General features: G+C 76.0%; 9 protein-coding genes. 5 read left to right on the forward strand and 4 right to left on the reverse strand.

From position 1 onward, the window contains the following. The first annotated feature begins 360 nt into the window (after window positions 1-360). The gene (locus RKE29_RS22035) at window positions 361-1,521 is read left to right on the forward strand and encodes an alkaline phosphatase PhoX (RefSeq protein WP_312007277.1); all 1,161 of its coding nucleotides are present in this window, start codon (window positions 361-363) and stop codon (window positions 1,519-1,521) included. Window positions 1,522-1,689: 168 nt separating this feature from the next. On the opposite strand, the gene RKE29_RS22040 is transcribed toward RKE29_RS22035, so the two are convergent. Then, on the reverse strand, window positions 1,690-3,849 hold the full coding sequence (locus tag RKE29_RS22040; RefSeq protein ID WP_312007278.1) for an NACHT domain-containing protein: 2,160 nt from the start codon (window positions 3,847-3,849) through the stop codon (window positions 1,690-1,692). Between the two features lie 197 nt (window positions 3,850-4,046). On the opposite strand from RKE29_RS22040, the gene RKE29_RS22045 reads away from it, so the two are divergent. Next, window positions 4,047-4,877, forward strand: coding sequence for an SDR family oxidoreductase (locus RKE29_RS22045; RefSeq protein ID WP_312007286.1), 831 nt, complete (start codon window positions 4,047-4,049; stop codon window positions 4,875-4,877). Between the two features lie 32 nt (window positions 4,878-4,909). On the opposite strand, the gene RKE29_RS22050 is transcribed toward RKE29_RS22045, so the two are convergent. Both RKE29_RS22050 and RKE29_RS22055 read right to left on the reverse strand, forming a co-directional pair. Beyond that, window positions 4,910-5,740: an SDR family oxidoreductase gene (locus RKE29_RS22050; protein WP_312007279.1), complete on the reverse strand. Its 831-nt coding sequence runs from the start codon at window positions 5,738-5,740 to the stop codon at window positions 4,910-4,912. 103 nt (window positions 5,741-5,843) lie between these two features. Continuing rightward, a complete protein-coding gene (locus RKE29_RS22055) occupies window positions 5,844-6,476 on the reverse strand; it encodes a TetR family transcriptional regulator (protein ID WP_312007281.1) in 633 nt (210 codons plus the stop codon). Between the two features lie 336 nt (window positions 6,477-6,812). On the opposite strand from RKE29_RS22055, the gene RKE29_RS22060 reads away from it, so the two are divergent. The 3 genes from RKE29_RS22060 (at window position 6,813) to RKE29_RS22070 (ending at window position 10,404) form a co-directional block, all read left to right on the forward strand. Further along, the gene (locus RKE29_RS22060) at window positions 6,813-7,331 is read left to right on the forward strand and encodes a GNAT family N-acetyltransferase (protein WP_312007282.1); all 519 of its coding nucleotides are present in this window, start codon (window positions 6,813-6,815) and stop codon (window positions 7,329-7,331) included. Between the two features lie 251 nt (window positions 7,332-7,582). After that, window positions 7,583-8,965: a cytochrome P450 gene (locus RKE29_RS22065; RefSeq protein WP_312007283.1), complete on the forward strand. Its 1,383-nt coding sequence runs from the start codon at window positions 7,583-7,585 to the stop codon at window positions 8,963-8,965. A gap of 275 nt (window positions 8,966-9,240) precedes the next feature. Then, window positions 9,241-10,404 (forward strand): SAM-dependent methyltransferase, encoded by a 1,164-nt coding sequence (locus RKE29_RS22070; RefSeq protein ID WP_312007284.1) that lies wholly within the window; start codon window positions 9,241-9,243, stop codon window positions 10,402-10,404. Between the two features lie 81 nt (window positions 10,405-10,485). Here the strand turns inward: RKE29_RS22070 and RKE29_RS22075 are convergent, their stop codons facing one another. Beyond that, window positions 10,486-12,129: an acyl--CoA ligase family protein gene (locus RKE29_RS22075; RefSeq protein ID WP_312007285.1), complete on the reverse strand. Its 1,644-nt coding sequence runs from the start codon at window positions 12,127-12,129 to the stop codon at window positions 10,486-10,488. Between the last annotated feature and the right edge of the window lie 170 nt (window positions 12,130-12,299).

Genomic DNA, 12,299 nt, shown 5'->3' on the forward strand with positions numbered 1-12,299 from the left:
GCCGCGCGGCCGCGTGAGGCCGCCCGGCGCGGCGGGACCGGGGCAGCGGCGGCGCCGTGGACACCGCGGCGAGACACCCCGGCGAGGACGGCCGCCGTGGCCCGCCGGGGCTCCGCGAGAGGCGGCGGCCGAGGGTGGCGGCCGAGGGGCGGCACGCCACCGTCAAAGGTCCGGTTTTGGCACATTACCGCAGGTCAGGTGGCCGACGCACGCAGACCTCGCGTCGTGCGGCGGTCGGAGACGGTTAACGGCGTGTTGCGTTCCTGTCAACTCGTCAGCTCTAGGGTCCTCTCCGCGTGCCCCCACCGCGCCCCCGCCGCCAGCCGGTCGCGGGGCAGTCACGGCTCACGGAGAGTGACAGTGGAACGTCGCAACTTCCTACGCGGAGCAGTCATCGGCACCTCGGCGGCGGCCTTCGGCGGGACCCTGATGCGCGGCGCGGCGTACGCGGCGCCGGCCCAGAACGGCCCCAGCCCCTACGGCTCGCTCGGCGCGGCGGACGCCAACGGCATCCAGCTGCCCAGCGGCTTCACCAGCCGGGTCGTGGCCCGATCCAGCCAGACCGTCTCGGGCACCTCGTACACCTGGCACAGCGCGCCCGACGGCGGCGCCTGCTTCGCGAACGGCACCGGCTGGATCTACGTGTCCAACTCGGAGATCAACCCGTCCGGCGGAGCCAGCGCGATCCGCTTCTCCTCCACCGGCGCGATCACCGGCGCCTACCGCATCCTGTCCAACACCCGGCAGAACTGCGCGGGCGGCTCGACGCCGTGGAACACCTGGCTGTCCTGCGAGGAGGTGTCGCTCGGCTACGTCTACGAGACCGACCCGTTCGGCGTGAACGCCGCCACGCGGCGCGACGCCATGGGCCGCTTCAAGCACGAGGCCGCCGCCGCCGACCCGGTCCGCCAGGCCGTCTACCTGACCGAGGACGAGTCCGACGGCTGCTTCTACCGGTTCCTCCCGACCACCTGGGGCAACCTGTCCTCCGGCACCCTCCAGGTGCTCAAGGCCGGCACCGCCACCTCCGGCTCCTTCACCTGGGCCACCGTGCCCGACCCGGACGGCCAGCCCACCACCACCCGCAACCAGGTCTCCGGCGCCAAGCGGTTCAACGGCGGCGAGGGCTGCCACTACGCCAACGACACCGTGTGGTTCACCACCAAGGGCGACAACCGCGTCTGGCAGGTCAACCTGCTGAACAGCACCTACGAGCTGGCCTACGACGACTCGCTGGTCACCAACGGCGCCGCCCCGCTGACCGGCGTGGACAACATCACCGGCTCCTCTTCCGGCGACCTGTTCGTCGCCGAGGACGGCGGCAACATGGAGATCTGCATCATCACGCCGGACGACATCGTGGCCCCGTTCCTGCGGGTCACCGGCCAGTCCTCGTCGGAGATCACCGGCCCGGCCTTCTCCCCCGACGGCACCCGGCTGTACTTCTCCAGCCAGCGCGGCACCACGGGCAGTTCCTCGGGCGGCATCACCTACGAGGTGACCGGGCCGTTCCGCTCGTAGTTCCGGCGCGTTCGGCCGCGGACGTCCCCACGGGCGCGGCCTGACGCGGCGGTGGAAAGGGGCGGCGCCCGTGCGGGGGCGCCGCCCCGCTTCCCTTTCCCGCCCTTCCCGCCTTCCCCGCCGGCGGCGCGGGCCCGCCTGCTCCCGGCAGGCCGACGTCCGCGCCGCTCAGGGAGCCCCCGGCACGGGGTGGGCGGCGAGCCAGTCCTGGAGCTCGCGGTGGCGGAACTGGTAGGCGGTCCCGGACACGCGCAGCAGCCCCGCCCCGTACGCCCAGTGCAGGAAGGCGCCGAGCCGCCACGGCAGGTCCCGCGTGCACACCAGGAACACCATGTAGCGACGGGCCGCCGCGCCGCCGGACTGGTCGAACATCCCGTACAGGCCCAGGCCCAGGCCGACCGCGAGACCGGCCGTGAACCCGAGCAGGACGCTCTCCCCGGCGAGCCCGACGGCGAGTCCGCCCGCGAGGCCGAACGCGAGCGCCAGCACGGAGCCCACCCACAGGTCGTTGCGGATCAGCATGCGCGGGTCGACCGGCACGGCCGTCACCTGACCGCCCCCGGTGACCGGCGGCGACCCGGTCAGCTCCACCACCAGGCCGACCGCGAGCCCGCCCGCCAGGCCGAAGACGACCCCGAAGACCAGCGAGAAGTCCAGCACCGCCCAGGACCGGATCATGAACGCCGAGACCAGCCCGGACGCCACCCCGGAAGCGACTCCGTACCAGACCCACTTCAGCACCTGGCCGGTCATCTTGCGCCGGAACTCCGGGTGTTTGAGCCGCTGGAGCTGGAGAGCGGTGGGCGGCGGGACGACGGCCTGGCCGGTGGGGATGATCGACGACACGGCGAAGAGCACGAACCCGGACGCCCCGAGGATCTGCTGGCGCGTGAAGCCGATGGGCACCTGCGACAGCAGCGCCGCGGCGAAGACGCACGCCAGGACCGTGGTGAGCAGCACGTCCGCGGCGCGCACGCGCCGCCGGCCGGCCAGCGGCCACAGCTGGTGCAGCACCAGGTCGGTGCCCGCCCCGCTGCCCGCCGCTCCGGGCGTTCCCGGCGTTCCGGTGGCTCCGGGAGTTCCGGGTGTTCCGGTCGGGGCCGGCGGGCCGGGCGTCGCGGCCAGGTGGACGGCCAGGCGGGCGAGCCAGCGGTGCACGTCGGCGGCCTCGTACCGGCCGGGGCCGGTGCGGTGCTGGCGGGTGGCGACCGGCACGTAGGCGGTCAGCAGGTGGTCGCGTACGGACTCCGGAGTGGCGAGGGCCAGCAGCTCGGCGGGGTCGCGGGCGTAGGCGAGGGTGCCCCGGTCGCGCTCCTCGTAGACGGTGGTGGCCAGATTCAGCCGCCACGGGGTGTTCAGGGCGCGGGCGAGGGTGCCGTCCGGGTCGGCGGTCAGCGCGTCGGTGACCGGCCGCCAGCGGCCGGGGCTGGTGCTGCGCGCGTTCACGTACGCGGTGGCCTGGCCGGCGCTGACCGGGACGATCTCGATGCGGGCCGACTCCCGCATGCGCAGGTCGGCGGCGGCCAGTTCGGCGTACTGGGTGGTGCGGCAGGTGAGGATGACCGGCGCGCCGCCGTGCGCGTCCTGGTAGTCGTTGAGCCGGGCCAGCGCGCGCGGGGCGCGGCGGGCCCCGAGCGGGAGGGAGTCGGCGTCCATCTCGTCCAGGCCGTCCAGCACCGGCAGGACCCGGTAGCCCTTGAGCAGCTGGCGGGCGTCCTGCGGGGTCAGGCCGGTGTCGCCGAGCTGGCTGTGGATCTGCTCGGTGAGCCAGTCCTCCAGCGGCTGCACGGTGTCCCAGCCGGCCAGGGACGCGCGGACGGGCACCGGCGCGGTGGGAGCGCGGTGCGGGTCGGTGAGCAGGCCGAGGAGGAGTTCGACCGCGAGCAGGGTCTTGCCCGCGCCCGGGTCGCCGGTGATGACCAGCCGGGCCGGGCGCAGCCGGCGGTAGTAGTCGACCACCTCGCTCAGCCGGCCCTCGTCCGCGGCGCCCGCGGCGTTGTTCGCGGGCTCCGGGCGGTAGCGGAAGTGCACGTCGATGCGGTGGCCGCCCTCGCCGATCAGCTGGGCGCGCTGCCGGGTCTCGGCCGCGAGCACCGCGGCGGCCAGCGCCTCGGCCCGCGGCTGGAGGTCCAGGGCGGCCTCGCGCCGGTCCTCGCGGTAGGCGCGCCAGGCCAGCCAGGCCGCGGGCAGGGTCGGGACCAGCGCGATGGCGGTCGCCGACAGGCGGGCCACCTGGTACTGCTTGGCCAGCCACAGCGCCACCGCGACGGCGGCGGCCTGCATGACGAGATAGAGCAGCGCGCTGCGGCGCGTACGAGAACCCCCCACGTCCGGCATCCTCTCCCACCCGCCACCGGCTTTCCCATCCGCGGACGGCGGCCGATACCAGATCGTTCCCGACCTGTTCCGCGCCCGGCGCGGCGCGGTGACACGGCATCAGCCCGGGGGGACCCGACTGGGCCGGGCGGCGGCGCGACGTACGATCGCACGGCCCCCACATGATCCGCACGAGAGGTCCGACCACCATGGGAGACCAGCGCGTTGTCATCGTCACCGGCGGCGGGACGGGCATCGGCGCCGCCACCGCCCGGCTGCTGCGCGCGGCCGGGCACCACGTCGTCGTCGCCGGGCGCCGGCCGGAGCCGCTGGCGCGCGTGGCCGAGGAGACCGGCGCGCTGGCCCACCCCGCCGACACCGCCGACCCGGAGGCGGTCGACGGCCTGGTGGCGGCGGCCGTGGACGCGTACGGGCGGCTGGACGGCGTGGTGCTCAACGCGGGCATCGCGCGCGGCGGGCCCGTGGGCGAGCTGCGGGACGAGGACTGGGAGGCGGTGCTGCGCACCAACCTGACCGGCCCGTTCCTGCTGCTGCGCGCCGCGCTGCCGCACCTGCTGCGCACGCGCGGGGCGGTGGTGGCGGTCGCCTCGGTGGCCGCCCTGCGCAACGGGGCCGGGAACGCCGCGTACGCGACGTCGAAGGCGGCGCTGGTGCAGCTGTGCCGCTCGGTGGCCGTCGACTACGGCGCGCGCGGGGTGCGCGCCAACTCCGTGTGCCCCACGTGGGTGCGCACCGAACTGGCCGACGGGCGCATGGCGCGCTTCGCCCGGGAGGCGGGGCGGCCGGAGGAGGGCGACGCGGCGCTGGCCTGGGCGTACGGGGCGGCGACGCGGCTGGTGCCCGCCGGGCGCGCGGGCGAGCCGGAGGAGGCCGCCGAGGCCATCGCCTGGCTGCTCTCGCCCGCCGCGTCCTTCGTCAACGGCGCGACGCTCACCGTGGACGGCGGGGTGACGGCGGTCGACCCGGGGACGGTCCCGTTCCGCTTCAGCCTGGAGCCGCGCGAGGACGGCGGTCGCTGACGCGGCGGGTCCGGGACCCGGGCGTCGGCTGGTCAGCGCAGCCCGTGCCGGCGGGCCACCATGCGCTCCACGACGGCGTCCGGCACCAGCCGCCGCAGCGTGAAGACCACCGGCGCGTTGCTGCCCACGGCGTACAGCGGTCTGGGCCGCGGGGCCTCTATCGCCCGGATCACCGTGGCGGCGACCTTCGCCGGGTGGATGCCCCGCGCCTCGTTGGCGTTCAGGGCCGACAGCATGGTGCGGTACTCGGCCGTGAACGGGGACCCGTCGGCCAGGTACTGGGTGCGGCGCTCGCTGATGCCCGTCCGGATCGAGCCCGGCTCGACGGTGGTGACCCCGACGCCGTAGGGCGCGACCTCCCGCCGCGCGGCGTTCGCGAAGCCCTTCAGGGCCGCCTTGGAGGCCACGTACGAGGAGCGGTAGGCGAGCGGGAAGCTGGCCAGCATCGAGCCGACCATGACCACGCGCCCGTGGCGCCGCCGGCGCATTCCGGGCAGCAGCAGCTGGGTGAGGCGGACGGCGCCGAAGACGTTGATCTGGAACAGCCGCTGGACCGCCTCGGGCGGCAGCTCCTCGATCGGCCCGCTCTGGCTCTCGCCCGCGTTGTTGACCAGGACGTCGACCTCGCCCGCCGCGGCCGCGCACGCCTCGATGCCGGCGTCGTCGGTCAGGTCCAGCGGCAGGTAGGTCACGCCGGGCGCGGGGTCGGCGAGTGCGGACGGGTCGCGGCTGGTGCCCAGCACCCGGTAGCCGCGCGCGGCGAGGGCCGTGGCCACCGCCGCGCCGATGCCGGAGGAGGCGCCCGTCACCAGCGCGGTGCGCGTCCCGCCGCGCCCGGCGGCCGCCGCTGTCGCCATCGCCATCGCCCTCCCTCGTCGATACGCGAACGTATCCGATACGTCGGCGCATCGACAAGGGCGCGGTCCTGATCGATGAGGTCCGCGACGGCCACGGCGGGCGGCGGGCTCAGGGGCCGTCGCCGGCCGGCCGGGCCAGCCCCGGCGCGGCGTTCACCAGCCGCACGCAGTAGGCGGTCAGCCGGGTCCGGTCGACCGGGAGGCTGCCGTCGAGCCAGCGGGCGAAGAGGTTGGCCAGAGCGCCGATGAGCGCGGTGGCGGTCAGCCGGGTGTCGGGCGCGCCGGGGTCGACGCCGAGGTGGGCGCCGACCAGGTCGGCGAAGACCGGCATCAGCTCCGCGCCGCGGCGCCCCAGCACCGGATCGGTCATGGGCTCCAGCAGCAGCACCCGGCCCTTGTGCGGGTCGTCGGCCAGGACGGCGAGGAAGCCCTCGACGGCGGCCCGCGCGTCCGGGGCGGCGGCGCGCAGGGCGGCCAGCGCCTCGCAGGCCACCTCGTCGTAGAGGGCCAGCAGCAGCTCGTCGCGGGAGGCGAAGGACTCGTAGAAGTAACGGTCGGTCAGCTTGACCGTGCGGCACACCGAACGCACCGTCACCGCCGGGCAGCCCGCGCCGCCGGCCAGCCGCAGCGCCGCGTCGAGCAGCGCGCGCCGGCGCCCGGCGCGGCGGACGTCCAGCGTGGTGCCCGCCCAGGTGGGCCGCTCGGCGGGCGGGACGGGTTCCGGGGGCGGGGCGGGCGGCATGGCGGCGGTCCTCGGAGGTCGGCGGGCCGGGCGGACCGGCCGCGATATCGACGACGGACGCCCTCGACTCTAGTCTGACGACACCCGTCGTCAGTTCTGGCTCCGCCGAATCGCCGTCCCGCGCGGGACGGCAGCCTGACACGCGGGACAGCCGCCTGCGCGCGGGCGCGCCGCCACCGCGCGCGGGCGCCGTCCCGCGCGCACCCGGAAGGTGCCGTTCGACTACCGTTGCCGCCCTCGGGCCCGGACCGCCTGGTGCCGGGACGCCCCCCGGCACTACACCGGTCGCCGCCCGGAGGCGGACGCCGACCGCTGACGACCACGGAGGACCTGACGTTGCACACCATCACCCGGCTGTCCGCCGACACCTTCCGGGACAGCGTGAAGGGTCTGGCCGACCTCCTCGCGGGCACCGTCGCCGACGGCGGGTCCGTCGGCTTCCTCGCGCCCTTCGACCAGGGCGCGGCGGCCGCCTGGTGGCGCGGGCGGCAGGCCGCGGTGGACGACGGCAGCCTCACCATGTGGGCCGCCCACGGCCCCGGCGGCCTGACCGGCACGGTCGGCCTCGCGCGGGGCGCCATGCCCGCCGGCCGGCGCCGCGCCGAGATAGTCAAGCTCATGGTGCACCCCGACGCCCGCGGCCAGGGGCTGGGCCGCGCGCTGCTGGCCACCGCCGAGGAGGCCGCCGTACGCGCGGGTCTGACCCTGCTGCACCTGGACACCGAGGCCGGCACCCCCGCGGAGCGGCTGTACCTCACGGCGGGCTGGACCCGGTACGGCATCGTGCCCGGCTACGCGAACAACCCGGCCGGCGTCCCGAAGGACTGCAGCTTCTTCTTCAAGCGGCTCGGCTGACCGGCCGCGCGGGGCGCGTGCCGGACACGGCGCCCGGACACGGCGCCCGGAGGCGCGCGCCGGAGTGCGCGGCGGCGGCCTGCGAGGTCCCGCCGCGCTCCGGCTCTCGTTGTGCGCCACGCGGCAAGGAATGTACGCCGTTTGCCCGTTCAGGCCCCTGGAAACATCTGACTCGGACCGCACTGGAGTGCGGTCCCGGGACCGGTCGAAGACGGCCGGCGGGGGTCGGACAGGCGAGAGGGCGGCGTGCCATGGCAGGAACAGGGAAGAGAACCACCGGTCCGCGGACCGCTCCGGGCGCGGTGCCGGTGCTCGGCCACGGCGTGCCGCTGCTGCGCGACCCGCTGCGGTTCCTGTCCTCCCTGCCCGCCTGCGGCGACATGGTGCGCATCCGGATCGGACCCATGGAAGCGCTCATGGTCTGCGACCCGGAGCTGGCCCGGCAGGTGCTGCTGGACGACCGCACCTTCGACAAGGGCGGGCCGCTGTTCGACCGGGGCCGGGAAGCGCTCGGCAACGGCCTCACCACCTGCCCGCACAGCCAGCACCGGCGGCAGCGGCGCCTGGTGCAGCCGGCCTTCCACCACTCCCGGATGCCCGGCTACGCGCGCGTCATGGCCGAGCAGATCGACGCGGTGACCGGCGGCTGGCGCGACGGCCAGGTCCTCGACGTGCTGGCGGGCATGCAGGAGATCACCACCCGCATCGCGGTGATGACGATGTTCGCCGGCTCCATAGCGCGCTCGGCGCACCGCGAGGTCGTCGAGGACTTCGACACCTTCTCCACCGGCGTGTTCACCCGCATGTTCATGCCGCCGCCGCTGGACCGGCTGCCCACCCCCGGCAACCTGCGCTTCCAGCGGGCGCGCGCCCGCCTGCGCCGGACCGTGCACGAGCTGGTCTCGGGCCACCGGGCCGCCGGCGTGGACCACGGCGACCTGCTGTCCATCCTGCTGACGTCGCGGGACGACGAGAGCGCCGACGGCGCGGGCGGCACGGGCGGCGGCCTGTCCGACGCCGAGGCGAGCGACCAGGTGATCTCCTTCCTCTTCGCCGGCACCGAGACCGGCGCCGCCACCCTCGCGTGGGCGCTGCACCTGCTGGCGCGCCACCCGGACGTGGAGAAGCGGCTGCACGAGGAGGCGGACACGGTCCTGGCCGGACGCACGGCCACCTACGACGACCTGCCCCGGCTGGAGTTCGCCGCCCAGGTCATCACCGAGGCGCTGCGGCTGTACCCGCCCGGCTGGATGCTCACGCGCACCGCGAACACCGCCGCCCGGCTCGGCCCGTACGAGATACCGGCCGGTTCGACCGTCGCGCTCAGCGCCTACCTCCTGCACCACCGGCCCGACGTGTTTCCCGAGCCGGAGCGCTTCGACCCCGACCGCTGGGCCGGGCCGGCCGGCGCGCGGGCGGCGCGCTCGGTGATGATCCCCTTCAGCACCGGCGCCCGCAAGTGCATCGGCGAGGACTTCGCCGTCGCCGAGACCGCGCTCACCCTGGCCACCGTCGCCGCCCGCTGGCGGCTGCGCCCCGTGCCGGGCGCCCAGGTCCGCCCCGAGCTGCGCAGCATCATCCTCAAGCCGCGCGGGCTGCGCATGCGGCTGACGGCCCGTACGCCCGGGCGCTGAGCTCCCCGCGCGTGGCCCCGCCGCCCCCGGCGGGGCCGGCCGCGCCCCCTGACCGGCCCCGCCGCCGGTCCGCCCGGAGTGGCAGCCTTGACCGTGTGAGGCGTCGGCTCCGGCGCGCGCGCCGCCGGCGGGACCCCGGCGGGCGCGCCGGGGCCAGACCGGACCCGTGACCTGTGACGAGCGCCGTGCAATAGGGTTTCACGCCATTGCGACCAGGGGAGACGACCTGCGAGGATTAGTTGCCTGCACAAACCAACCGCTTCGGAGGTGGCATCATGCGTACCGGCAGTCCCAGCCTCACCGCCCGATGGGTGGCGGCCCTGCGCGCGGCTCACCAGGAGCTGGAGGGCGGCAGCGTCTTCCGCGACCCGCTGGCGGTGCGCGCGCTCGGCGAGGACGCGACGGAGCTGACCCCGGAGAGCGCCGGCGCGTCCGGCCGGTCGGCCCTGCGGCTGTCCGTGGCCGCTCGCGCCCGCTTCGCCGAGGACGCGCTGGCCGACGCCGTCGGCCGGGGCGTACGGCAGATGGTCGTCCTCGGCGCGGGACTCGACACCTTCGCCTACCGCAACCCGCACGAGGCGGCTGGGCTGCGCGTGTTCGAGGTGGACCACCCCGCCACCCAGCGGTGGAAGCGCGAGCGGCTGGCGGCGGCCGGCATAGCCCTGCCGCCGTCGCTGACGTTCGCGCCGGTCGACTTCGAGCGGAGCGGGGAGGCTGCGCGGAGCGGAGAGGCTGCGCGGAGCGGAGAGGCTGCGCGGAGCGGAGAGGCTGCGCGGAGCGGGGAGGCTGCGCGGAGCGGGGAGGCTGCGCGGAGCGGGGAGGCTGCGCGGAGCGGAGAGGCTGCGCGGAGCGGAGAGACAGCGCGAAGCGGAGAGACAGCGCGAAGCGGAGAGACAGCGCGAAGCGCGGCGGCCGAGCCGGGCGGGAGAGCCGGGTGGGACGGGACGACGGCCCGGACCGGGACGGCGGCCCCGCGCGGGTCGGCCGGGGCCGGCGGCCTGGAGGAGGGGCTGGCCGCCGCCGGATTCGACCCCGGCAGCCCGGCGTTCGTCAGCTGGCTCGGCGTGGTGCCGTACCTGACCCGAGACAGCGCGTTCGCCACGCTCCGCTACCTGGCCGGGCTGCCCGGCGGCGTCGAGGTGGTGTTCGACTTCAGCGAGCCGCCCGCCGCCTGGCCCGCCGAACTGCGCGCCGTCCTGGAGAACATGACCACCCGGCTCGCCGCCATAGACGAGCCCGTGCGCTGCTACTACACCCCGGCGGAGCTGACCGCCGACCTCGGCGGGATCGGCTTCTCGCGGGTCGAGACGCACTGCTTCGCCGACCTCGTCGCCCAGTACGCCCAGCACGCCCGGCAGTGCGCGGACGGGACCATGAGCCGGGTGGGGCACCTGGTGCACGCGGCCACCAGCCTCCGGCCGGCCGCCTCGCGCGCGTAGGGCCCGCCGCCGGGGCCGGGTCGTACGGCGCGCCGGTCCGCGCGGCGGCGCGCCGTAGGGCCTGGTCCCGGGTGTCGGGCGTCAGCCGTGGATGCGGTGGGTGCGGCCCGCCCACTCCCGCTCCCGCAGCGCGTACTTGCGCACCTTGCCGGTGGACGTCTTGGGCAGCTCGTCGACGAACGCCACCTCGCGCGGGGCCTTGAACCGGGCGATGCGCTCCCGCGCGTGCGCCAGCAGGTCCTCCTCGGTGGCCGCCTGGCCGTCCTTGAGGACCACGAACGCCTTGGGCCGCTCGCCCCACTTCTCGTCGGGCACGCCGACGACGGAGACCTCCAGCACCGCGGGGTGGGACATCAGGGCCTGCTCGACCTCGATGGTGGAAATGTTCTCGCCGCCGGAGACGACCACGTCCTTGGCCCGGTCGCGCAGCTCGACGTAGCCGTCCGGGTGGACGACGCCGAGGTCGCCGGAGTGGAACCAGCCGCCGCGGAACGCCTCGGCGGTGCCCTCCGGGTCGCGGAAGTAGCCCCGCATCACGTTGTTGCCCCGCATGACGATCTCGCCCATGCTCCGGCCGTCGGCGGGCACGTCGGCCATGGCGGAGTCGACCACGCGAAGCCGGTCGGCCTGCACCATGCCGACGCCCTGCCGCGCCTGGTACACGGCGCGTTCGGCCGGGTCGAGGGCGGACCAGCCGGGCTGGGGCTGGCAGACCGCGTACGGCCCGTACGTCTCGGTGAGCCCGTAGACGTGGACGATCCTGAAGCCCAGCCGCTCGCTCTCGGCGATGGTGGTGGGACTGGGCGGCGCGCCGGCCGTGGTGACCGTGAGCGGGCGGTCCAGCGGGCCGGCCTGCGGTGCGTTCAGGATCGTGGTGACCACCGTCGGCGCGCCGTTGAGGTGGCTGACCCGGTGCTCGCGCAGCAGCCGCCAGACGGCGTCGCCGCGCACCTCGCGCAGGCACACGTGGGTGCCGCCGACGCCGGTGACGGCCCAGGTCGTGCACCAGCCGTTGCAGTGGAACATCGGCAGCGTCCACAGGTAGACGCTGTCCGGGCCGAGCGCGGAGTGCACGATCTCGCCGAAGGAGTTGAGGTAGGCGCCGCGGTGGGTGTAGACGACGCCCTTGGGGCGGCCGGTGGTGCCGGAGGTGTAGTTGAGGGAGATCGGCGCGTTCTCGTCGGCGACCGTCCAGGGCAGCGGCTCGTCGCTGCCCCGCGCGAGCAGGTCGGCGTAGTCCAGCGCGCCCGGCACGGGCGGCGCGGCGGACGGCGCGGCGGCGGGGTCGCGCACCACGACGACCTCGGCGAGCCCGGGCACCCGGTCGGCGACGGGGGCCACGCCGCCGGTCAGGCCCGCGTCGACCAGCAGCAGGCGGGCGCCGGAGTGGTCGAGGATGTAGCGGATCTCCTCGGCCGCCAGGCGGGTGTTGACGGCCACCAGCACCCCGCCCGCCAGTGGCACCGCGAAGTGCGCAAGCAGCATCTCGGGCACGTTGGGCAGCAGGCAGGCGACCCGGTCGCCGGGGCCGACGCCGGAGGCCCGCAGCGCCCGGGCCAGCCGGGTGGCCTGCGCGGCGAACTCGCCGTAGGTGAGCCGCCGCTCGCCGTGGACGACGGCGGGCTCGCCGGGCCACACCCGCGCGGACCGCTCCAGGAACGCCAGCGGGGTCAGCTCCGTGCGGGAGGCCGCGGCTATGCCCGCGCTCCCCTCCGGGCCGGTCACGCGCCCGCCCGCGCCGGGGCCGGGCGTACGGCGCGGGGACGGGCCGCGGGAGGGCGCACGGCCGGGGGGCGTACGGTCCGGAGTCCTGCGGCGCGGGGGCGCGCGGCGGCGCGGGGCGCTGCGGCGGGAGCGTGCGGCATGCCAGGGAACGTAACACCCGCGCGCGGGCG

It is taken from the genome of Streptomyces sp. B1866 (genome assembly GCF_031932565.1).
In the GTDB taxonomy this organism is placed as follows: domain Bacteria; phylum Actinomycetota; class Actinomycetes; order Streptomycetales; family Streptomycetaceae; genus Streptomyces.

Excerpts from the sequence above, each read along its gene's own strand:
- RKE29_RS22055 (WP_312007281.1), bottom strand. The coding sequence starts at position 6,476 with ATGCCGCCCGCCCCGCCCCCGGAACCCGTCCCGCCCGCCGAGCGGCCC.
- RKE29_RS22045 (WP_312007286.1), top strand. The coding sequence starts at position 4,047 with ATGGGAGACCAGCGCGTTGTCATCGTCACCGGCGGCGGGACGGGCATC.
- RKE29_RS22050 (WP_312007279.1), bottom strand. The coding sequence starts at position 5,740 with ATGGCGATGGCGACAGCGGCGGCCGCCGGGCGCGGCGGGACGCGCACC.
- RKE29_RS22070 (WP_312007284.1), top strand. The coding sequence starts at position 9,241 with ATGCGTACCGGCAGTCCCAGCCTCACCGCCCGATGGGTGGCGGCCCTG.
- RKE29_RS22065 (WP_312007283.1), top strand. The coding sequence starts at position 7,583 with ATGGCAGGAACAGGGAAGAGAACCACCGGTCCGCGGACCGCTCCGGGC.